We start from the raw sequence: 22,304 nt of genomic DNA on the forward strand, positions 1-22,304 counted from the left end.
GGGCCTTTTTGTGCATGGTGAACAATGGAATATGAATTTTTTCTAAAGGTAATGCTAGAAAAAAGGATTTTTCAATTATTCGTTGAAAGTAGTCTGTCTAGCACTTGAAATTGTGTAAAAGAAAGTAGGACGAATCATGATTGAGTTTAAACATCTTTCAAAAGTATATCCAAATGGTACTGTTGGCCTAAATGACATTAACCTTACCATACACCCAGGGGAGTTCGTTGTAATCGTTGGTTTATCAGGCGCTGGTAAATCCACACTGCTACGTTCAATTAATCGTCTGCATGAGACGACTAGCGGTGAAATTCTAATCGATGGGAAATCCATTACCAAAGCGAATGGTGCACAGTTGCGTCGGATGCGTAGAGACATCGGGATGATTTTCCAAACCTTTAATTTAGTCAAAAGATCCACGGTTATCCGTAACGTCCTTTCCGGCCGCGTTGGCTATCATTCCACACTTCGCACGATGTTTGGATTGTTCCCTAAAGCAGACCTTGAGCTTTCGCTCAAAGCACTGGAGCGGGTTAACATCCGTGAAAAAGCGTATTCGCGCGCCGATGAATTGTCCGGCGGTCAACAGCAGCGTGTTTCCATTGCTAGAGCGCTCGCACAGGAAGCGAAGATCATCTTGGCGGACGAGCCTGTTGCGTCATTGGATCCGCTCACGACCCGTCAAGTTATGGATGACCTGAAACGGATTAACAAAGACCTAGGCATTACAACCGTCGTCAACCTTCACTTTATCGATTTGGCTCGCGAGTACGCGACACGCATTATAGGACTTCGTGCAGGGAAGGTCGTGTACGATGGACCAGTAGCTGATGCGACGGATGATGTGTTCTCCGAGATTTACGGCCGCGCTATCAAGAAAGATGAGCTGCTGGGGGTGCAGGAGGGATGAGTGTAGCAACCGTCAAAAAGCCTCCGCGCACTAAGTTTTATATGATCATCGCGATCATGGTGCTCTTCTTGATCGGCAGCATTTATCAGACAGATGCGACGCTGACAAGATTAGCTACAGGTACGCCGGAGATCATGAAATTCATCGCAGAAATGTTTCCGCCGGATTGGCTATTCTTCGCTGATATTTGGAAGCCGATGGCACAAACCATCCAAATGTCCATCCTGGGCACGATTGTCGGAGCACTATTTGCATTCCCAATGGCGCTGTTGGCTGCTCGTAACGTAACATCGTCGCCATGGTTGTCCTATCCTGCTCGATTTATTATGAATTTTGTTCGTACCATTCCAGATTTGCTCTATGCAGCCTTATTTGCCGTATTAGTAGGCTTTGGTCCAACAGCAGGTACGTTAGCACTAATTTTCTTTACTTTTGGTATTATTTCAAAGCTTTCTTATGAATCAACGGAAGCGATCGATCCGGGTCCGCTTGAAGCGATGACGGCAGTCGGAGCTAATAAGTTGAAACTGATCCGCTTCGGCGTTCTGCCACAAGTTGCTCCTACGTATCTGGCGCATTTCCTGTACACATTTGAAGTGAGTATCCGTGCTTCCGCAATTCTAGGTCTGGTTGGCGCGGGTGGTATCGGCTTATTGCTCAAAAATACACTAGATCTGTTCCGTTATGATCAGTCATGTGCCATTGTTATTTATACATTGCTGATCGTCGTCATCATTGATTTGGTGAGTACACGATTCCGTACGTATTTGCTAAAAGGCAGTGCCAAACCGATGTCTGAGACACAAGCTAACACGTATAAAATTATTGGCGCAGTGGCTGTGATCGGTCTTCTTGTTTGGGCTCTAACGGGCTTGGAGTTAACAGGCTTCCAACCAACGACTTGGATTCTTACAAAAGCGATGATCAGTGGATTATTCCATCCAGACTGGGCTTATGTCTATATTCCAGAAGGCGAAGATTTACTTCGTTCCTTGCTTGAAACCTTATCGATTTCCTATTTAGGTAATTTCGTATCCGCAATCGTTTGTCTTCCTTTTGCTTTCTGGGCCGCGGCGAACATGAGCAAGTACCGTGCTGTTTCTGGTACAGGAAAGCTATTCCTAAGCGTCGTTCGTACGATTCCAGAAATCATTATGGCTTTGATCTTTATTAAAGCAGTTGGACCGAACGCCTACGCGGGCGTAATGGCTCTTGGCTTGCATTCTGTAGGGATGTTGGGCAAATTGTATGCCGAGGCCATTGAGAACATGGATATGGGGCCTACAGAGGCCATGACGGCCGTTGGAGCGAACTTCTGGCAGCGGATGTCATTCGCCGTCATTCCGCAGGTTATACCGGATTTCATTTCGTATACGTTGTACCGTTTTGAAATTAATGTCCGTTCCGCGACTCTACTAGGGGTCATTGGTGCTGGAGGGATCGGGACACCACTCATCTTCGCACTGAATGCAAGGCAGTGGCCGCGAGTAGGAATTATCTTGATTGGGATTATCGTGACTGTCTCGATTATTGACTATATTTCGGGAACACTACGGAAACGAATCGTATAACATGTTCGAACAAAAAAGGCAGTTCCTGAAGGTTGTAACCTTCAAGAACTGCCTTTTCTTTCTTCAAGAACCATTTACTTACTGATGACCCCACCCTGTGCAACCAAGTGGAGGATACGAGGCTCACGAAGTCGATGCGAGGCTTGAGAGATGGGGTCATCCGGCCCTATAATTTCAATTTGATCAATTAAGGTGAGCGGGATCATGATGTTGTTTATTTTTAAAAGCTGAAATTCTGGGTAATACTGCGCAATAACGCCTCGAACTTCATCGGTGCCGCACCGAATAATCACTTCTGTTTTACGCATGATCAGCATTTCGTACATCCCGTTTTTCACCCCACAATGAGTTATGACACGACCGACTTAGTAAACGTTTGATAGATAAAAGTAAACGATGAGCTTGGACGGGCGTGCCACATTCATAATATGCAAGGAAAGTCTGGTATAGAATGTAAATTTTAGAAGGGAAAAACCACCGCGTCATGGATGTTAGACACATGCTGCGGTGGTTTGTTCTGTCGTGTGTAATTTAATTTACAATTATTTTGAAATTATTTCAAGCCCATTGCTTTATTCGCTTCACGAACGATGTTGAATTTATCATCAGTCGTAGCTACATAACCTTGGTGTGTGTATACATCGATGATCACTTTTTTACCTTCTGGATCGTTACCAATCGCGATGAAAGCATCTTGAATTTTCTTCTTCCAAGCCGCATCCATATCGGAACGAACAGCGATTGTATCGTTTGGAATTTTGTCGGAGTAAGAAAGAACCTTCGTTTGTTTGAAAATTTCCGGGTAATCTTTCAACATGTTAGTACGGATATCTTGGAACACGCCAACTGCATCAACTTGGCCGTTTAGAAGTGCGATAACTGCTTTGTCATGTCCTTGGAATTGAACGCCTGTTACATCTTTCACTGGATCAACACCAGCTTGCTTTAATACAAGACCTGGGTAAACGTAACCAGCTGCGGAAGTAACACCTTGCCAGCCCATTTTTTTACCTTTCAAATCAGCAACGGATTTAATTGGTGAATCAGCTTTAACAAGAATTTCGGATTTGTAGAAATCAACAAGATCTTTCGTTGGTTGACCCGTAGCATCATCAACGCCAAAACGTTGTGCTTGTACAAGAAGATCAGCAGCTTTACGATTATCGTGAGCAACAACATAGTTACTTGGTGGCAAGAAACCAACATCAACTTGTTTGGAAGACATCGCTTCGATAACAACGTTGTAATCTGTGGAAACGGAAACCTTAACTGGGATTCCTAATTTATCTCCAAGCAATTTTTCAAGCGGCTTAGCTTTTGCTTCAAGTGTCTCTGCATTTTGGGAAGGAACGAATTGTACTCTAAGTTCTTTTGGAACGAAACCTGCAGCTGCCGCTGGAGTAGCCGTTGCAGCTGTTGTTGCTGCTGCTGTCGCTTTAGCAGTTGATGAAGCAGCTGGAGTTTCGTCTTTTTTCGCGCAACCAACAAGTGCACCTGCCGCTACGATCATGGATAAACTTAGTACTGTTAATTTTTTCATGTTTTTTTGACCTCCGTTTAAATATTTACTTTTTATCTATGTTGTACTATAACATTATCATAAGAGATATGGAAGATAGTGTGAAGTATTTGTTAATTTGACAAATAGTATGTATAAATTGACAATATTTCGGAATGGAGTGAACCGCTTGAAGCATGCAGGGCAAGAGAAAACTAGTCACATTACGATTTTAGAAACGAGCGACCTCCATGGGAATATGTTCCCCATTCATTATGCAAATAACCATCCCAATGATGTAGGATTGACGAAAATCGCCACCTTAATCGCACAGGAACGCGCCAAGGAAACGCATGTTATTGTGTTGGATAACGGGGATTTGATCCAAGGAACGCCACTCGCCTATCACCATGCTCGCTTGGATAATGAACCTATGAATCCCATGGTGCTAGGTCTAAACTATTTGAAATATGATGGAGCGGTACTCGGGAATCATGAATTCAATTATGGCATGGACGTGCTTCAGAAAGCAGTTCGGGAATCTAATTTCCCTTGGTTGTGTGCCAATATTGTGAATGAGGAGACGGGAGAGCCATTCTTTGGAAAACCGTATCTTATTAAGCAATTTGCGGATGGTGTGCGTGTAGGAATTCTTGGATTAACAACACCGTATATTCCGAATTGGGAAGATCCGAAGCATATTGTAGGCTTACGGTTTGAAGATCCAATTGCAGCAGCTCGAGCATGGATACCATTCCTTAAGGAGCAGGAACAGGTTGATGTCATTGTTGTTTCCTACCATGGTGGATTTGAAAGAGATATCGCAACTGGTGAGCCTACGGAACCGCTGACAGGCGAGAATCAAGGGTACCAACTGTGTATGGAAGTAGAAGGGATAGACGTTCTTCTCACAGGTCATCAGCATCGAAGTATTGCTGGGGCACAAATTAACGGAGTAACCATCGTTCAACCTGGCACAGCTGGCGTTACGCTTGGGAAGGTGGACATCGTGCTAGAGCAGGTAGAAGGGAAGTGGCGCATTGCTTCTAAACAGTCGGAGCTTCTATCGGTTGCGAATGTGGAGCCAGATGAGGTGCTGCTCACGCAGATCAGTTCTTACGAGGTGAAGACACAGATATGGTTGGATCAACCCATCGGAAAGCTTACGGGGGACATGCTTGTGAAAGATCCTATGCAGATTCGTACGGAGGATAATGCGCTAATTGAGTTTATTAACAAGGTCCAGATGGAGCTGTCAGGTGCCCAGATTTCAAACACGGCGCTATTTGATAACGTTTCACCTGGATTTCCATCGGATATTACCATGAGAGATATCGTTTCCAACTATATTTACCCGAACACGCTCAAGGTCATTCGAATCTCAGGTCAAGATATTAAGGATGCCTTGGAGCAGTCTGCGGAGTATTTTGAATTAGCGGAAAATGGAGAGCTGCAAGTAAGCAAGTCCTTCATGGAACCGAAGCCTGCTCATTACAATTACGATATGTGGGAAGGGATCTCCTACACGTTAAACGTTTCTCGTCCAGTCGGAGATCGGGTTGTTCAGCTGGATTATGAAGGGGAACCGATTGGGCTCAATGTCTCTTTCGATGTGGTCATGAACAATTACCGCGCTGCAGGCGGGGGCAACTATGCTATGTTTCAGAATAAGCCAGTCGTCAAAGATATTCCAACGGATGTAGCAGAGCTTCTAGCGGGCTATATTATGGAACGAGGTACCATCGAGGCGAGCGTAAACCATAACTGGAAAGTGATTTGGACATAGTTCGTTTGCATATAAAAAGCCTGACAAGAGCGAGAGAATCGTATAATCCTCCGCTATTGCCAGGCTTTTGGTTTCTGAAAAGCAGGTTACTTTTCACGAATATAAGCACGATCTCCCGTTCGAGGATTGTAGTAAACCCGATAGGTGAATCCGTCTTTGGGATCTATGAAAACTTCAGGTGTAGAAAGAAAGCCGTTTGGAGGCGATTGTGGTGTCGCGGCCCCATCCGTTTTGTACCGTTTGTCGTAAACGAGATAACCTAGAAGAAGTAAAATAAGGAAGCCTACAACCCACAAGCCGTATACGAACAAGATGGAGAAATTCCCGCTCATAGCCTTCGCGTCCGAACGACAGTGCCATACGCGACGATTTCGCTCATATTTTGACCAATATCCCCGCTGTCGAACCGCATCATGACAATCGCATCCCCACCCATGGCAGCGGCATTCTTGACCAGTCGGTCCATGGCTTGCCTGCGTCCATCCTCCACCATTTGCGTATACTGCGTGACTTCTCCGCCGATTAACCCTTTCAGAGAAGCCATAATATCTCCGCCAATGCCTCGGGCCCGCACGACGACACCAAAGGTACTGCCTAGAACTTCTGTAACCTCATAACCGGCAATGTTTTCTGTTGTAACTACAATCATGTTAAATCGCTCCTTCAGAATTGAAATAGATGCTTTTCTACTGGGTAAGGATTGGCTATTATTAACTTAGTACGTTAATCACATGAGGGGGTTTCACATTGAACACAGGGACAACAATTGAATTATGGCCAGGAGCTACTGAGGACAGTCAAGGTGAGGAAAACCAAGGCTGCCCAAGCTTAAGCTTATATCCAGCAGAGGGAGACGGCTTGCGTGCAGCAGTTATTGTATGTCCAGGCGGTGGTTACGGTAGACGTGCCCCTCATGAAGGCGAGCCTATTGCCAAATGGCTGAATGGTTTAGGCATATCCGCTTATGTGTTGAACTATCGCGTAGCACCTTATAAACATCCTGTTCCTTTGCAAGATGCGCAGCGGGCCATTCGTACCGTGAGACATCATGCCGAGGCATGGGGAGTCGATGCGAACCGAATTGGCATTCTTGGTTTTTCGGCAGGCGGGCATTTGGCAGCAACAGCGGGTACGCACTACGATGCGGGAGATCAAACCTTCGACGATCCAATTGAACATCACAGCTCTCGTCCGAATCTGATGGTGCTGTGTTATCCAGTTATTTCATTTGGTATGAATGCGCACCAAGGTTCACGAATTAATTTGATAGGCGCAGATGCTAGTGAAGAGTTAGTACAGAATTTAAGCAATGAACTTCAAGTAACGACAGATACGCCGCCAACTTTCTTGTGGCACACAGCAGATGATGCAGCGGTTCCGGTTGAAAATAGCTTGTTGTTTGCTAGTGCGCTTAGCCGCAATAAAATTCCATTCGACCTGCATGTCTTCGAGTCAGGACGTCACGGTATTGGAATTGCAGACGATCATCCAGAAGCGTATGTCTGGCCTAATGTTTGCGCGAATTGGTTGAAAAAGCAGCATTTCGCATGACCAAGCTTGCCTACGAATGCCATCCGCTTGGAGATTCAGCGATCGTGATTCGTATAGGTGCGGACATTTCGTTAACGAATCTACATAAGGTCAGGCAAGTCGTGAATTATTTAGAAAATAACTGGCAGGATGGCTTCATTGAGCTGGTCGCCGCTTATACAACCATTACAATTTATTATGATGCATTCCGCATTTATAACTATTCTTCTGACGTTGTGTTAAAAAGTGGGCGACCCGATGGGACAGCAGATTGGCTTCCCTATGACGAAGTCCTGCAAAGCATTGAGCAGTTACTAGATGCGTATAGGCAGGAAGACAGTGAGGGATTAGCTGTGCAGTTAGGGGCTATCAGGGAGATCCCGGTCTGCTATGAGGCGGCATTTGGACCCGATCTAGTAGATGTAGCGGATTATCATCAGGTGAGCACGGAAGAAATTGTGTCTTGGCATACTTCTCGTGTGTATCCAGTTTACATGATTGGTTTCGCACCTGGTTTTCCTTATTTGGGCGGGATGGATGAACGACTTGCTACACCGCGTAAATCAGTGCCGCGCACACAAATTCCAGCAGGTTCTGTCGGTATTGGCGGGGCGCAGACGGGCATCTACCCTTTTGAAACACCAGGAGGCTGGCAGCTTATTGGTCGTACGCCACTCCGTATGTTTCGTCCGGACATCGTTCCCCCATCCTTCCTCAAGGTTGGTGATCAAGTGAGATTTGTGTCGATCACATCAGAGCAGTTTCATGCCTTAGAGAAAGGGAATGCGAGTCATGAGCTTTGAGGTCATTAAACCAGGCCTTTTGTCCACCATTCAGGATGAGGGCCGCTATGGTTTTCGAAAACATGGTGTCATAGTGTCTGGACCGATGGATCGGTTTGCACACCGGGCAGCCAATCTGTTGGTTGGTAATAGCCCGCAAGCCGCTGCCTTGGAAATGACACTTCAGGGGCCAATTCTAGTTGCACAGCGTGATATGCTGGTAGCCATTTGCGGAGCAGACATGGGGGCAGAAGTAGATGGTGTTGCAGCACCTTTATGGCAGCCATTTATTCTTTATTCAGGGAACGAGCTGCACCTTCATTATGCAACCCATGGGTGTAGAGCGTATCTAGCTGTGCATGGCGGGTTTAAGGCGGATTACGTACTCGGAAGTCGCAGCACCTATCAGCGATCGGCTATTGGTGGATATGAAGGAAGGGCACTTCGTGCTGGGGATGTATTTGAAGTAGAGAAAAATGGATTGGCTTCTGAGGTTCTGAACGAGGTTGACCGTCGCGGCAAGTTTGTCAGTACAATGATTCGTCCTGACTATCGCGACAATCCGACAATACGGATCGTGAAGGGGAAGGAAGCCTCCTCATTTACATCTAACAGCTGGTCGAGATTGCTTTCTCAAAACTTTCTCGTTACCTCACAATCGGATCGAATGGGGTATCGGTTGTCGAGTGAAACTAAGCTTGAGCTCGAAGCTGGCTTAACCTACGAAATGATCTCTGAGGCAGTCGTTGCAGGGACGATCCAAGTTCCCGCGAGTGGACAACCCATTCTCCTGATGGCGGATTGCCAAACAACAGGCGGCTACCCCCGAATTGGTCACGTGATCACCGCAGATCTACCGCTGGTGGCGCAGGTGAAGCCAGGTGGACAGCTGCGTTTTCAAGAGGTTACGCACCTGGAAGCACAGGAGCAGCTGTTGCTTCAGGCGATGGATCTTAAGCTGATGGGAGCGGGGATCAGGGCTTGGTTAATGGGTTYGTGAACATTTCGAAGACTACCTAGCTCCCCCTCAGCAACTTTAACTGGAAAAACTCCAGCTATTTTAGGCACTTTTCAATGTTTTTGGAAATTAACTGGAAAAACTCCAGTTAATTTCGCTTAAATCACCCGTTGGGAAGGAAATAGCTATAATTAACTGGAGGAAATACAGTTATCTCGTAAATTTACTCAAATGCTCTTTGATTAGCTGGAGAAAATACAGTTATTTCTTAAATTTACTCAAATGCTCCTCCATTTATCTGGAAAATCCCATAACATCTGCCGACGGTACCCCCACCGCCTCTCCACTCCCACACCACACTCCCAAGAATGAAAATAATGCTCTTTGTAGTGTGTTGAGTAGGAAATATGCTGAATTGGGATGAGTAAGTGTCAGAGTGAATTGAGAGAAKAATGAATTGAGAGAAGAATGAATTGAGTAAAGAATGAAATGAGTAAAAATTGAGTGAATAATGATACAGAGTGGCATTCATCTAAATGGAGAGTGAAATCGTCATGCTGCGCATTGACTTGAATTGTGACATGGGCGAAGGCTTCGGCGCGTATCGCCTCGGCCGCGACGCGGAGCTGCTCGACTACGTCAGCTCCGCCAACATCGCCTGCGGGTTCCACGCAGGCGACCCCGCAACCATGCGCAGCACAGTTCAGCTGTGCCTGCGCAAGGGCGTTGCGATCGGGGCCCATCCGGGCCTCCCCGATCTGCAAGGCTTTGGCCGGCGCGAGATCGCGATCACGCCGGCAGAGGCTTACGAGCTGACGTTGTATCAGCTCGGGGCACTGCAGGCGTTCGTCCACGCCGAAGGCGGACGCCTGCAGCACGTCAAGCCGCATGGCGCGCTCTACCACATGGCCGCGAAGCGCCATGAGTTAGCCGCCGCGATTGCGGCAGCAACGGCTAGCGTCAGCGCGGAGCTGACGCTGTATGGCCCGCCAGGCAGCGAGCTGCTGCGGGCGGGCACCGCCGCGGGGCTGCGGACCGCGAGCGAGGCTTTCGCGGACCGCAGCTACCAGCGGGACGGCTCTTTGACGCCCCGCGATCAAGCGGGGGCGCTGCTTGAGAGCGCCGCCGAGGCTGCGGCGCAGGTGGAGAGGCTTGTCCGCGATGGCAAGGTCCTCTCCCTCACGGGAGAGGACCTGAGCATGCGTGCGGACACGATCTGTATCCACGGCGATGGGGTGCACGCCGTGGAATTCGCGCGCGATATCCGCGCGCTGTTGAACCAATGCGGCATCGAAGTCAAGCCGCTTTGGACCTAGCGCAAACGCTAGGTCTTTTTTTCATGTGTAACCAACTAGACGAGTGCGGTCCTCAGCACGTTTCTATAAGATACCATCTCATTTCAAAACTGTGCCCAATAAAATAACTGGAAAACCTACAGCTAATCAGAGGGTTTTATCACTTTCTTGAGAAATAACTGGATTTCCTGTAGCTAATTTATCCGATTTCATCATAAAGCGGGTTAAATTCGAATTTTAGCTGTAGGTTTTCCAGTTAAATCTGTTTTTCTCCGAAAAATGAGGGAATTAGATGTAGTTTTTACAGCTAATTCGCCAATTCGGCGAAAGTCCTCACTCACTCCCCACAAGGAAAGAATCCCTATAACCATTCTTTCACTTGAGACCAGCTCGGCAATATGAGTTAATAGGTATGTAGCCGGCCGGCTAATGCCTTCGGAAAGGAGTGATCAAGGTGATTACAACGCAAACAGAGGTGATCTTTGCGTAAGCAGAGGTCACTGTTCCAAGCGGGGGCCACTAGGCCCTCGCATAACTTTTACTTACGAGTAGACAGCGAGAAGCTTTTTACATATAATGAGAAATGTGAACACGAAGTGAACACAACAATAAACTACGGTGAAGGGAGTGCTTTTTAATGAACACAATGACAATGACAGTAGCGATGAATGTTGCGGCCGCCGCAGAGGTACTCGTCTCCTAACTGAATATCATTCGTGGAATAACCGTTCACCTGAATTGTATAATTGCATATACAACCKACAGGCACGATTATGATCGTGTTTTTTTTATTCCATTTTTGAGAATGGTAGGAGGTTAAGGGGCGATGAAGATACTCTCTGCAAATCAGTCAAAGTTAAGCTTTGCGACAATTTGAGGAGGTTTTCATCCATGAGTTATAAGAACGGGAAAGATGTTCTYCCCCCTAACCTATTAAAACAATTACAAGAATATATCCAAGGCGAAATCGTCTATATCCCTAAGAAAGAGCAGAAACGCGCTGGCTGGGGAGAGAATAACGGCACTCGCATCATCATTGAGCGGAGAAATCGTGAGATTTTCCGATTGTATCAAACGGGTTCGACGGTGTTGGAGCTGATCAAGGTGTTTCATTTGTCCGAAGACAGCATCCGCAAAATTATCGTCAAAACACGTGAATTAACAGCCAATCAGGCATAGCAGCGGCATCCTTCGTGATGCTGCTTTTTTTTTGTAGGAAAACTTAGTTTCCATGCCGAAATCATTCATACAGTGGTGTAAATGTATAGGAGGAGTAGAGAGATGATAACTGTATTTGTATATGGCACGTTACTAGCGGGGGAAAGCAATCATCATGTTGTCTCTCCGTATTTATTGGAAGTGCAACCTGGCTCGATCTATGGACGTTTATATGATGTAGGACCTTACCCTGCGTTAGTACTTACAGACGATGAACATAGGATTGAAGGAGAATGGTTTGAAGTGACCGAAGAGGGACTGGCCGCTATGGACATTTTGGAAACGTACTACAGTCCAGGTCATGCTGATAATGAGTACGAGCGAATTTGGGTAAAAGATGCCACTTTGGAGAAGGAAGGTTGGGTGTATTGTTATCCTAATCCGCGCGGTCTTCCAGCTATTCACGGCTCCTCTTGGAAATCTTACCTGCACAATAAGTAGGCATGACTTTATTCGAGTTTTTCCGACATTTTCCTATCTTGGCCACAGATATGATGATATAATTAGTACTAATTTATGGACTCGAGGAGAGAGAATATGTCAGCTTACAAAATTTTGCTAGCCGATGATGAATTGGCACTTCGCTTTCTGCTGACGGAGACGTTATCGGATGAGGGATATCTCATCACAGAGGTTGAGGATGGTCAACAAGCGATCGAGCAGCTCAGCAAGGAAGCCTACGATTTAATTATTCTGGATTACATGATGCCGGAACGTACGGGCGTAGAGGTGTGCTCCTGGTTGAGACAAAGTGATAATGTGAATAAGGACTTGCCGGTGATTCTGCTGACGGCTAAAGCGCTAGAGAAAGATAAAGAGAAAGCGAAGGCAGCGGGTGTCACCACGTACATTGTAAAGCCTTTCAGTCCACTTCAATTATTAGATACCATCGGACAGCTATTGCAACGCTAAGTTGGAGATGGATGCGCTGGGATCAGCTAGATTAAGCTTATAAAGGGTGATTGTCTGCTATGAGCCATAGGAATATAGAGAGAGCCAAGGATTCAGCTTCTGAATCCGATCGTGATGCAAGAATCCTCAAACAAGGAAAAAAGCTGTTTATTCGTGAATATGACAAGCAACTGCAGCAGTTGCAGTCCTTACTGACAGCGGTTCAGATGAAGCCGATCCTAGAGGATTTGCAACAATGCTATCGGATTGCACATACACTCAAAGGTAGTGCGCCAGTCTTTGGTTATATGCGAATTGGTAAACTAGCAGAAGACATGGTGCGGAAATGGGAATGGACCCTAGCTATTGAGAAGCCCGACAATGAGTTGCTTCTTTCGATGAGCCCTGTACATGAGAGTATTGAACGAACGGATGAGTTATTGCTTGAATTGAAAATGGAACTGGATATCGGCTTAACGGAAACTCAGCTGGATGAGGAGAAGGATCCTGCCTCAGGCTCCATGCTTCGAACGCTCAAAAGTCGTATTTTACTCGTTGATGATGACGATGCACTTCGCTCTTATTTGACTAGACGATTGCAACTTGATGATTGTGTGGTTGATGAAGCTGCTGATGTCGAGTCAGCGAAAAAGTTACTGCGCGAGCATACGTATGATCTGGTTACGCTAGATCTTATGATGCATCCGCAGTCAGGCTATGAGTTGTTCGATTTTCTCAAAGAAGATCCTACGCTGAAATGGTTGCCGCTTATCGTGTTATCCGGTCGTGATGATATCAGCGATAAAGTTCGTTGTTTCCATTTAGGAGCGGATGATTATGTGACGAAGCCATTCCAATATGAGGAATTGGCAGCGCGTATCTATGGACTCCTTAAGCGGACCCGGAATTTTGAACAACTGGCCTTTCGCGACCCGCTGACGGGTGTGTTTAATCGCCGCTATTTTGATCTGCAAATTGGATTAGAGCTGCAGCGCATCGAGCGCTACCCAGCGCCAATTTCTCTCGTGTTTATCGATATTGACAGCTTCAAAAACGTCAATGATACGTATGGACATCATGTAGGGGATCTGGTTCTCCAAGGTCTGGCACATCTGTTGCAGGTCAATCTGCGTTCGACAGATTTATTGGCTCGTTTTGGCGGTGAAGAGTTTGTCATCGCACTTCCGAATACGACAGTGGATCAAGCTAGGTCTATTATGCAGGATATTTTAGATAAAGTTCGTATGAAGCCCGTAGCGCAGAATGAGGGTCAAACGTTCTCCATTACGTTCTCAGCTGGTGTAGCCGAATGGCAGGTAGGGATGACGATTGCGGAGTGGGTAGCGAAAGCAGACGATGCGATGTATCAAGCGAAACAGCAAGGTAAGAATCGCATTGTTCTGGCTGACTTAGAAGATGAGGGTGCACAATTCACGAAGTTGGTTGCCCATGCCAATGCCCAGCTGCAGAAGAAAAAGCTCTTGATCGTTGATGATGATCCGATTCTCAGAGCGATTCTGATTTCGCAATTGGAGCACTTGCCGATTGTAATTACACAGGTTTCTGATGGTGAAGCGGCATGGCAGCTATTGAGTGCTCAAGTGTTCGATGCTTGTATTTTGGACGGCATCTTGCCAGGACTTGACGGGTTTACGATCTTAGAGAAGCTCAAGACGGATACGAATGTGCGATCCAAGGATCTGAAGGTACTGATGCTTTCTGGTAAGAAGAAGGAAGCGGATGTGGCGAAAGGTCTGCTAATGGGAGCTGACGATTATATGACGAAGCCATTCTCACTCGTGGAGCTGGAGAATCGCGTCAAACAGTTAATGAAACTTATCTAGGAAGGAGGGGGACATGTCCTCTCCTTTTTTTGCTTTTTCGTCACATGAACGTTGTCTAGGGTTCAATTTCCCTTGAATGAGGTTTGCGACTCCAACACTTTCTGATACAGTAGAATGATAGATGAAGATACAGATGAAGGAGCAAGATGAATGTCGGATAAAGACAATCTGGTACGTTTTGGAATTTCGATGCCGCAGTCTCTAATCGAGCAATTCGACCGATTGATTGCCTTACAAGGGTATGATAATCGCTCGGAGGCGATTCGTGATCTGGCGCGCAAAGCGCTTTTGACCTCAAGCAGTATGCAGCCAACAGAAATGGTCGCGGGCACCATTGTTATGGTATATGACCACGATAGCCGTGATTTGCCGATCACCCTAATGGATCTTCAGCATGACTACCATCATGCCATCATTTCAACGATGCATATCCATTTAAACCATCAGCAATGCTTGGAAATACTCGTCGTTCGCGGTGAAGTTCAGAAGCTTCGGGAGCTGCAGCAGCGCATACAAGTGTTAAAAGGTGTTGCCTACGCTGAGCTGTCTGTTACGCATGTGGACGAGCATAGTCAAAGACATGGACACAGCCATCATCATGGGCATCATCACGCTTACGATAAGGCTGAGACGGAATAGTGGAATTCGTAGTTCGTTTGTTTTTTTGCTAAAATAAAGGATATGGAGGTGCGTTATGTCGGAGAAGAGATGGTTCTCTTTGGAAGAGGCCAATCATTTATTGCCATTTGTTGATCAGGAATTGAAGAAGATGCAAGCCTTGAAGCGTGAATTCGAGGACAAATATATGGAGTTGCGCCATAAGAAGAATGAATATGCGGAAAAGCCTAGCACGGAGAAGGATCCCTTTTTCGTTATGGAAGCTGCGCTTGAATTTCTTCAACTTGAAGCGCGTGGACTTATTCAAAGTTTTCAAAAGACGGGAATTGAGCTGAAGGATATCGATACGGGACTTGTTGATTTCCCGGCGTTCATGAATGGACAGGAAGTGTTGCTGTGTTGGAAGCAAGGAGAGGATAGGATTCGTTATTATCACGGCGAGCAAGATGGTTTTGCTGGCCGTAGACCGATAGCGGATTAGAGGGATACGAATGGGAATATTACATCAACGAAGTAAAATTTGGTTCCTGCGGATGCCGCTAGGCGTGATTGCTGTGTTAGCGATCATGCTGATGAGTGCTGTCCTTGCGCCCCAATCCGTCTCTGCGCATGCTTCTCTAGTTGAAGCGACACCAGAAGCGGGAGCAAAGCTTGAAAGCTCGCCAGCTGTGGTGTCCGTCACGTTCAATGAACAATTAGACAGCGGACTCTTTTATATTAAGGTTTATGATCATAGCGGAGCGGAAGTAACGAATCGCAAAGCGATGATGAATAAGGATCAAATGGGTATCAAGCTGGATGTGCCGAAGTTGGCAGAAGGCGTGTATTTGATTAGTTATCACGTCATTTCAGCGGATGGTCATCCTGTGGGTGGAAGTTATCCGATCACGGTTGGGAATCCGCCTCAGGAGGATCTACTTGATGTACCATCCGCACATACAGGACACGATCACAGCGCAGGACCGCTGACGACCAAGGGGCTGCTGCAATACGCTTCCCGCGGCTTATGGTTTCTGATGCTGTTGGCCTTGACGGGTTGGGCATTCTGGTTACGATTGGTGAGAACTCAAGGTGAGGAAGCTCAGAAATCGGTCTCAAGTTGGTCGCTCAATCTTCAACGCGGACATATTGTTGCCCTATTACTGCTCATTTTCACACATATTGAGGATCTATTGGGCGGCGGTGGTGTGGATGAAATATGGCAGCTGCTGAGCGCGACCAATATCGGGATATCTTGGGTACTGCTTCTTGTTTTATCATTCATCGGCTTTGTACTACTGGGCAGGGCGGCATGGTTGGATGTGAGTTGGGCTTTGGCTCTTCTGGCAGTCAAAAGCTTCAGCGGCCACGCAGCCTCCTTCTCACCTCTGTGGGCGACGATTGGACTCGATTTTATTCATCTTGTAGCCGCAGCTTGTTGGGTTGGCGGATTAATTCTGCTGTATGCGAAATGGCGCCATAACAAGACGGGGCTAGGCAGTTACATGCAGAAGTTTTCCAAATTTGCACTGATCTCGATTATTGTTTTAACTGTTTCAGGGATCCTGTCAGTTTTGCTATTCTTACCGAGTCTGCGTTACTTGACTTACACAACGTGGGGAATTCTCCTGCTTGTGAAGGTAGGCGTAGTGGTGCTTGTGGCCGTGCTGGGGTTCGTGATTCGACTCTTCCTACGCAAAAAGCAAGTCAATCAATCGATCGTTTGGGTCAAGCTAGATCTATCCCTTATGGTCATCATTGTTGTGCTTGTCGGACTGCTTACCTATATGGCACCAATTCCTGCGAATGCGCCGCTTCAGTGGCATCAGATGGGAGAAAAGGTCCATGTTTCGGTCGATATTACGCCTAAAATTCCAGGCAATAACAACTTCGTTGCCAAAGTATGGCTGCCTGAAAAATCAGGTCAACCTAAGCAGGTTCTTTTGATTTTGCATAATAAGGATGATAAAGAGATTGCTCCGATTTCTATTCCATTAACGATCTATACAGATAATAAGGAAGAGGAGTCCTACGGTTTTGCTAAATATAGTTACAAATCGGAAGGGCCTTACCTGCCATTTAGAGGCAATTGGGAGTTAGAAATGCGCGTCATGGATACGGAAGATAATGAGACCGTGTATACCAAAGACTTCATTGTGTATTAAGTTTGAAAAGGTAGATTGACTATGCGAGGAGGATAACCATGGCTTGGGTTCAAATCCTAGATAAAGACCATCTTTCCGTTAAACTCGATGACAAAGATGATTCCGCTCTAATTGAAGTCAATGACGGCGGCATTTCACCGAACTATGTGACAATTCGATTGAATGAGCATGAAGTGGATGAATTGATAGAAGCCCTTCAACGGATCAAGAGATCGATGCAATAAGGTGTGGTAAGAAAGAACCTTCCCTGCGACTGAAGATAGTCAGAAGGGAAGGTTCTTTTTGTACGCATGGAAGTAGGTTCGTTAAAACATGCTCCAGTCGAACTCCTGCGATAGAATGCCAAGCAGATGCACACCTGCCGTGCTGTTGCCTTTACGTTTCAGTGCGGGTCCAACGGTACCGATGCCGTATTGCCCCGGCACCATCGTCAGGATGCTGCCGGACACGCCGCTCTTCGCAGGCAGCCCAACATTCATGGCGAATTCACCAGAGGCATTGTACATCCCGCAGGTAAACATGAAGGTCTTAGCAATTTGCACGAAGCGCCGCGGAATGAGACGTTGCTTGCGGATTGGATCCACGCCGTTATGAGCGAGTACGAGCGCCATCCGCGCAAGATCTGTGCAGTTCACTTCGATGGAGCAGTGACTGAAGTACACACGAAGGATATCATCAACTTCTTTGTCCAATACACCGTTATCCTTGAGAAAATAAGCTAAAGACCGATTGCGGTGAGCGGTATCTGATTCGGACTTGAATACATTTTGATTAATGGAGAGCGAAGGGTTATCCGCAATATCTCTGAAAAAATGCAAGATCCGATCAACCTGTTCATCCGTGCTATTCCCAGCGATTAAAGAAGAGATCGCAATGGCTCCCGCATTAATGAGCGGATTGAAAGGGATGCCCGGCTCGATAAGCTCGAGCTTCAGCATCGAGTTGAAGTCATCGCCTGTCGGCTCCATCCCAACTTTGGAGAATACAACGTCTTCGCCATTATCCATGAGTGCAAGAATGAGTGAAAAAACTTTCGAAATACTTTGCAAGGTGAAGCGAAAGTCAGAATCACCGGATAGGATTGTTTGTCCTTCGCTATCCATGATGCATATACCGAGAATATCGCCAGAAGCGTTAGCTAGCTCGGGGATATAGGAAGCGACATGACCTTCTGACGTATGCGTTGTACTAACAGCAACCCATTCGTCGATGTGGCTATGAAGCTTCTTCCAGGTTTCATCGTGCTGTTGGTGAAGCATGGCGAAGTCAGTCCTTCCTCTTCTCTAGGCTTTCCAAGCCTGCGGATGATTGTCGCTGATCAGCTCTGTCGCTGCTGCATTCGCAATGACTTGCTCTGGGTTCTTGCAGCCTGGAATAACGGATGTAACCGCGTCATGCTTCAAGCACCAAGCCAGTGCCCACTTGGCCATATCCATGCCTTCAGGCACTTCGTTTTGCTGAATGCGCTGAACTTCCTCTAGCTTCTGTCTCACGCTGTCAGCATCGTGACGATGACGAACGTCCGTGTTACTAAATACAGCACCTGGCTTATATTTACCGCTGAGATAGCCACTAGCTAACGGAACACGTGCGAGTACGCCGAGGTCTTGATCGATACAAGATTGGAAAACCTGATCCTCTGGCGCACGATCCAAACGGTTGTAGACAACTTGAATCGCTTTGGAATTCACCTTCGTAGAAGCGGCAGTCTGATGGATATTGGCATTGCTGCCGATCGACGTGCCTAGGTGACGGATTTTGCCAGCTTGTACTTGTTTATCTAAGATCGTCCATAGATGATCATTATCGAATAAAGCATCAGGTCCGGAATGGAATTGGTATAAGTCAATATAGTCCGTATGTAAAGCATGTAGAGATGCGTCAAGCTGCTTGATGACAGATTCAGCGCTAAACTCATCAGTTCGTGTGAATAAGTCATGGAAATGATGACCGAATTTTGTCGCTACAACCCACTTAGAGCGATCGCGGCGGGATAAATAATTACCGATGAATGACTCGGAAAGGTGATCACCATAGCATTCTGCCGTATCTATTAAGTTGATACCAAGCTCAGCAGCTTGATCCAAAATCGCGTCCGCTTCTGCTTGTGTATAGGTTAATCCCCACTCACCGCCGAATTGCCAAGTACCAACACCAACGATGGAAACTTTCAGATCTGTTTTGCCAAGTCTACGAAATTTCATGTGTAGCACTCTCCTTATATAGGGTATCCAAATTCATTATACAACAACATTTTATTTTATCTCACCTTAATGTAAGCTTTTCATAAATGGGTTACTGTGTAAATAGGAATAATTTAAGGCGAAAGGATGTTGTTTCTATTGTTCAAAAAATATGTGCTAGGCCTATTGAAAGAATGGGTGCCTACTATAGCGTTTGCAATCATTATCGCACTTGTCGTCAATACCTATGTTGCGCAAGCAATGACAGTTCCAACTGGTTCGATGCTGCCTACTATTCAATTACAAGATGAGCTGATTGTTGAGAAAATGAAGCCATTAACCGACTTTGAATTCGGCGATATCGTTGTGTTTTGGCCGCCAATCGAGGGAAATGAGGATCGTTATGTGAAGCGTCTGATTGGATTGCCTGGCGATACGATTGAAGTCAAAGATGGGGCTTTATATAGGAACGGCGCGAAGGTAGACGAGCCCTATATCCAAGCGCCTATGACATATACTTTCCATCAAGTGACTGTGCCGGAAGGCAAATACTTCTTCTTAGGCGATAATCGCAATGACAGTTATGATTCTCATTTGTGGCCGCTAACACCTTTTGTAGCTGAAAAGGATATTATCGGCAAAGCCGTGTTTCGAATTTTCCCTTTGAGCCAGATCGGGACAATTGATTAAGTGAAAAGAAGCTCCCAACCTCATTTAGAGGAAGGGAGCTTTTTTCAATGAGCAAGATGAGGAGAAACCTGGTTCTCATCTTCACCGTCATCTTCTTTTTTCTTTTTACGGTCGGAAAGCTTGATGTTCCCAACGAAAAGCGTAAGGACCGCGCCGAGTAGCACGAATACCAGACCGTAGATAAACACTTGATGGAGAGAGGAAATAAGCGCATCTTTAATAATTGGCAACTTCTCCACTAATTCTTTTGGCAATTTGGCCAACTGCTCAGGACTTAATAGGGAGGAGTAAAGCGATTGCGGGTTTTTATGGATCATATCAATTAACGGACTCCCTACTTCCGCGGGGAACTGTTTCACTACTGGCTCTAGATTTTGTTCAAGTAAAACTGTTGATTTATGATTCATAATAGCGCCGAGAATCGTCATCCCGAAAGTACCACCAATTTGACGGAAAAATTGGCTGGAAGACGTTACAACACCAAGCTCCGATTTCGGGAAGCTTTCTTGTAAAGCGAGAGTCAGAATTGGCATGACAAGCCCCATTCCTAAACCGAGTAGAACCATGTAGCTAGAAGCTATCAACTTCGTTGTAGAAATACCCATTGTGCTAAGTAAAACAAAGCCAACAGCCATGACTATCATACCGATGAGCATTTGTCTGCGAACACCAATCTTATCAATTAATTGGCCTGAAGCGACGCTGGCAGCAATCATTGTAATCATAAGCGGTGTCATGACAGTTCCAGAAGCGGACGCGCTAATACCGACAATCCCTTGCATGAAGAGCGGAACGAACATAATTGCACCGAACATGCCAACCGCCATCAGGAAGCCTACGCCATTTATGGTGGAGAAGGTTCTATTTTTGAACAAACGAACTGGAAGGATTGGCTCCTGTGCTTTACTTTCAATGAAGACGAACGAAACTAATGATACGACAGCTAGTATGAACAGACCAATAATCTGCCAAGAGCCCCAAGCATACTCACTACCGCCAAATGTGAGCGCAAGAAGTAAACTCACTACACCGACAATCATCGTGACGATACCTGGTACATCGAACTTAACTTTTCCTACTGATTTATGCTTCGGCAAAGCAATTGCGATCAAAATAACTGCTAGAATACCAACAGGCAGGTTGATGTAGAACACCCAACGCCAGTCCCAAGCATCTACGATCCAGCCACCGACTTGCGGCCCGATTACGGAGGATAAACCAAAGATCGCTCCGAAAACACCTTGCCATTTGGCACGCTGCTTACCAGTGAATAAATCCCCGATAATAATCATGGCCATTGGCATCATGATACCACCGCCAAGACCTTGCAGACCGCGGAATAAGATAAGTTCAGTCATGTTCTGCGACATACCGCAAAGCGCTGAAGCAACGATGAAGATGATGAGTCCTGTTACATAAATGACGCGGCGGCCTATTAAATCAGCCAGTTTACCAGCGATGGGTACGATAACCGTGGAAGTCAGCATGTAAGCTGTCGTTAACCAGGTCATCAGCCCGAGTCCGCCGAATTCACCGACGATACGCGGCATGGCTGTTCCTACAATCGTACCGTCCAAGGCTCCGAAGAGCATGGCAATGATCAAGCCAGTGAGGAGGAGTCCCCTATTTTTGAGCTCAGGCGCAGCAGCTTCGGAGACATCCTTAGGCGCTGCTTTTTGAATAGATTCCATTTGTATCACTCCTTAGATGAAATGAAAATTAATAAAATGAAGTAAATTTTTCGAATGCATTTACGAAAATATGAAGTTCATCAGGCGGAAGCTGCGATAATCCACGGGCAATTACTTTCTTCTGAATTTCGGTGGCTTCAGCGAGAATCTCATCTCCCTTAGGCGTATTTTCAACGAGTACAATACGACGATCAGTCTCATGATGCTTACGTATTACATGCCCACTTTGGACAAGCCGATCAATCATGACAGTTATTGCACTGGGCTTTACACCTAATTTCTCAGCAAGTTGAGATTGTTTCGGTGATTGTTCCTTTGAGATCATCGCTAACATAAATAAATGCCGCGGTGTTAGTTCTGAGTCTATTTCGGCAATAACCACGTGAGCTAATCTGCGATGCGCTGTCTCAAATGCTGTGCGGAAGCGATTGGTATAGTCCGTCAATTCATCTTCCAAGTCAAGACCTCCTAATAAATTGTTAGAATTGTCTAATAATTAAACAATATAATAATTAAATCAAGTAATAGTTAAACTGTTTAAGTAAAATATAAACCTGTCGATGAATGAAGTCAATAGGTCATTTCTGAAAATTTCAGAAAACCAAGGAGTGATGTACTTGCATATCCTTTGTATCTTGCATATAATAACTGGTACATATACGTGGAAATGCTTTGACGGAGAAGAGTATGCAGTG

General features: G+C 46.0%; 24 protein-coding genes and 1 other annotated feature (1 of these 25 only partly in view). Of the genes, 16 read left to right on the forward strand and 8 right to left on the reverse strand.

Annotation, left to right across the window (positions count from 1 at the left end; translation table 11 throughout):
- The first annotated feature begins 136 nt into the window (after window positions 1-136).
- Entirely contained in the window at window positions 137-910 is a 774-nt protein-coding gene (gene phnC / locus AB4114_RS32210; protein WP_056609336.1) for a phosphonate ABC transporter ATP-binding protein, read from the forward strand.
- Window positions 907-2,481 carry a phosphonate ABC transporter, permease protein PhnE gene (gene phnE / locus AB4114_RS32215; RefSeq protein ID WP_441992073.1) on the forward strand — a complete coding sequence of 525 codons (1,575 nt, stop codon included), beginning with the start codon at window positions 907-909 and terminating at the stop codon, window positions 2,479-2,481. The genes phnC and phnE overlap by 4 nt, the downstream gene beginning before the upstream one ends.
- A 74-nt stretch (window positions 2,482-2,555) precedes the next feature.
- Here the strand turns inward: phnE and AB4114_RS32220 are convergent, their stop codons facing one another.
- Window positions 2,556-2,807: a hypothetical protein gene (locus tag AB4114_RS32220; RefSeq protein ID WP_441992074.1), complete on the reverse strand. Its 252-nt coding sequence runs from the start codon at window positions 2,805-2,807 to the stop codon at window positions 2,556-2,558.
- Between the two features lie 227 nt (window positions 2,808-3,034).
- Window positions 3,035-4,021: a phosphate/phosphite/phosphonate ABC transporter substrate-binding protein gene (locus AB4114_RS32225; RefSeq protein ID WP_441992075.1), complete on the reverse strand. Its 987-nt coding sequence runs from the start codon at window positions 4,019-4,021 to the stop codon at window positions 3,035-3,037.
- A 109-nt stretch (window positions 4,022-4,130) separates the two neighbouring features.
- Here AB4114_RS32225 and AB4114_RS32230 point away from each other — a divergent pair, with 109 nt between their 5' ends.
- Window positions 4,131-5,765, forward strand: a complete 1,635-nt coding sequence (locus AB4114_RS32230; RefSeq protein ID WP_441992097.1) for a bifunctional metallophosphatase/5'-nucleotidase — start codon at window positions 4,131-4,133, stop codon at window positions 5,763-5,765.
- Window positions 5,766-5,851: 86 nt separating this feature from the next.
- Here AB4114_RS32230 and AB4114_RS32235 read toward each other — a convergent pair whose 3' ends face one another.
- Together AB4114_RS32235 and AB4114_RS32240 are read right to left on the reverse strand one after the other, a co-directional pair.
- The gene (locus AB4114_RS32235; RefSeq protein ID WP_441992076.1) at window positions 5,852-6,097 is read right to left on the reverse strand and encodes an HD family phosphohydrolase; all 246 of its coding nucleotides are present in this window, start codon (window positions 6,095-6,097) and stop codon (window positions 5,852-5,854) included.
- Entirely contained in the window at window positions 6,094-6,414 is a 321-nt protein-coding gene (locus AB4114_RS32240; RefSeq protein WP_441992077.1) for a heavy metal-binding domain-containing protein, read from the reverse strand. Before AB4114_RS32240 ends, AB4114_RS32235 begins: the two co-directional genes overlap by 4 nt.
- A 98-nt stretch (window positions 6,415-6,512) precedes the next feature.
- Between AB4114_RS32240 and AB4114_RS32245 the strand changes: the two genes are divergently transcribed.
- The 12 genes from AB4114_RS32245 to AB4114_RS32300 all read left to right on the forward strand — a co-directional run bounded on the left by AB4114_RS32245 (window position 6,513) and on the right by AB4114_RS32300 (window position 17,269).
- Window positions 6,513-7,316, forward strand: a complete 804-nt coding sequence (locus tag AB4114_RS32245; protein ID WP_441992078.1) for an alpha/beta hydrolase — start codon at window positions 6,513-6,515, stop codon at window positions 7,314-7,316.
- Window positions 7,313-8,098 carry a 5-oxoprolinase subunit PxpB gene (gene pxpB, locus AB4114_RS32250; protein ID WP_441992079.1) on the forward strand — a complete coding sequence of 262 codons (786 nt, stop codon included), beginning with the start codon at window positions 7,313-7,315 and terminating at the stop codon, window positions 8,096-8,098. Before AB4114_RS32245 ends, pxpB begins: the two co-directional genes overlap by 4 nt.
- Window positions 8,088-9,077, forward strand: a complete 990-nt coding sequence (locus AB4114_RS32255) for a biotin-dependent carboxyltransferase family protein (RefSeq protein WP_441992080.1) — start codon at window positions 8,088-8,090, stop codon at window positions 9,075-9,077. Before pxpB ends, AB4114_RS32255 begins: the two co-directional genes overlap by 11 nt.
- Before the next feature lie 512 nt (window positions 9,078-9,589).
- A complete protein-coding gene (locus tag AB4114_RS32260; RefSeq protein ID WP_441992081.1) occupies window positions 9,590-10,351 on the forward strand; it encodes a LamB/YcsF family protein in 762 nt (253 codons plus the stop codon).
- 870 nt (window positions 10,352-11,221) lie between these two features.
- Complete coding sequence (locus AB4114_RS32265; protein WP_028556449.1) at window positions 11,222-11,509, forward strand: CD3324 family protein; 288 nt, start codon at window positions 11,222-11,224, stop codon at window positions 11,507-11,509.
- 102 nt (window positions 11,510-11,611) lie between these two features.
- Window positions 11,612-11,989 carry a gamma-glutamylcyclotransferase family protein gene (locus AB4114_RS32270; protein ID WP_441992082.1) on the forward strand — a complete coding sequence of 126 codons (378 nt, stop codon included), beginning with the start codon at window positions 11,612-11,614 and terminating at the stop codon, window positions 11,987-11,989.
- A 96-nt stretch (window positions 11,990-12,085) separates the two neighbouring features.
- Window positions 12,086-12,460: a response regulator gene (locus AB4114_RS32275; RefSeq protein WP_441992083.1), complete on the forward strand. Its 375-nt coding sequence runs from the start codon at window positions 12,086-12,088 to the stop codon at window positions 12,458-12,460.
- Window positions 12,461-12,519: 59 nt separating this feature from the next.
- Window positions 12,520-14,283 (forward strand): diguanylate cyclase, encoded by a 1,764-nt coding sequence (locus tag AB4114_RS32280; protein WP_441992084.1) that lies wholly within the window; start codon window positions 12,520-12,522, stop codon window positions 14,281-14,283.
- A 150-nt stretch (window positions 14,284-14,433) separates the two neighbouring features.
- A complete protein-coding gene (gene nikR / locus AB4114_RS32285; RefSeq protein ID WP_441992085.1) occupies window positions 14,434-14,922 on the forward strand; it encodes a nickel-responsive transcriptional regulator NikR in 489 nt (162 codons plus the stop codon).
- Window positions 14,923-14,977: 55 nt separating this feature from the next.
- Window positions 14,978-15,382, forward strand: coding sequence for a DUF2203 domain-containing protein (locus AB4114_RS32290; RefSeq protein ID WP_441992086.1), 405 nt, complete (start codon window positions 14,978-14,980; stop codon window positions 15,380-15,382).
- A 10-nt stretch (window positions 15,383-15,392) separates the two neighbouring features.
- Window positions 15,393-17,045 (forward strand): copper resistance CopC/CopD family protein, encoded by a 1,653-nt coding sequence (locus AB4114_RS32295; RefSeq protein WP_441992087.1) that lies wholly within the window; start codon window positions 15,393-15,395, stop codon window positions 17,043-17,045.
- Window positions 17,046-17,083: 38 nt separating this feature from the next.
- Window positions 17,084-17,269 (forward strand): hypothetical protein, encoded by a 186-nt coding sequence (locus AB4114_RS32300; protein ID WP_441992088.1) that lies wholly within the window; start codon window positions 17,084-17,086, stop codon window positions 17,267-17,269.
- Window positions 17,270-17,350: 81 nt separating this feature from the next.
- On the opposite strand, the gene glsA is transcribed toward AB4114_RS32300, so the two are convergent.
- On the reverse strand, window positions 17,351-18,304 hold the full coding sequence (gene glsA / locus AB4114_RS32305; RefSeq protein WP_441992089.1) for a glutaminase A: 954 nt from the start codon (window positions 18,302-18,304) through the stop codon (window positions 17,351-17,353).
- A 24-nt stretch (window positions 18,305-18,328) separates the two neighbouring features.
- A complete protein-coding gene (locus AB4114_RS32310; RefSeq protein WP_441992090.1) occupies window positions 18,329-19,249 on the reverse strand; it encodes an aldo/keto reductase in 921 nt (306 codons plus the stop codon).
- A 138-nt stretch (window positions 19,250-19,387) separates the two neighbouring features.
- Here AB4114_RS32310 and lepB point away from each other — a divergent pair, with 138 nt between their 5' ends.
- Window positions 19,388-19,918, forward strand: coding sequence for a signal peptidase I (gene lepB / locus AB4114_RS32315; protein WP_441992091.1), 531 nt, complete (start codon window positions 19,388-19,390; stop codon window positions 19,916-19,918).
- A 44-nt stretch (window positions 19,919-19,962) separates the two neighbouring features.
- Here lepB and AB4114_RS32320 read toward each other — a convergent pair whose 3' ends face one another.
- On the reverse strand, window positions 19,963-21,510 hold the full coding sequence (locus tag AB4114_RS32320; protein ID WP_441992098.1) for an MDR family MFS transporter: 1,548 nt from the start codon (window positions 21,508-21,510) through the stop codon (window positions 19,963-19,965).
- A gap of 127 nt (window positions 21,511-21,637) precedes the next feature.
- Window positions 21,638-22,066, reverse strand: coding sequence for a MarR family winged helix-turn-helix transcriptional regulator (locus AB4114_RS32325; protein WP_441992092.1), 429 nt, complete (start codon window positions 22,064-22,066; stop codon window positions 21,638-21,640).
- A gap of 206 nt (window positions 22,067-22,272) precedes the next feature.
- Window positions 22,273-22,304: a binding site (T-box leader), on the forward strand (it continues 223 nt past the right edge of the window).

The sequence above is a fragment of the Paenibacillus sp. 2RAB27 genome, from assembly GCF_052115445.1.
In the GTDB taxonomy this organism is placed as follows: Bacteria; Bacillota; Bacilli; order Paenibacillales; family NBRC-103111; genus Paenibacillus_E.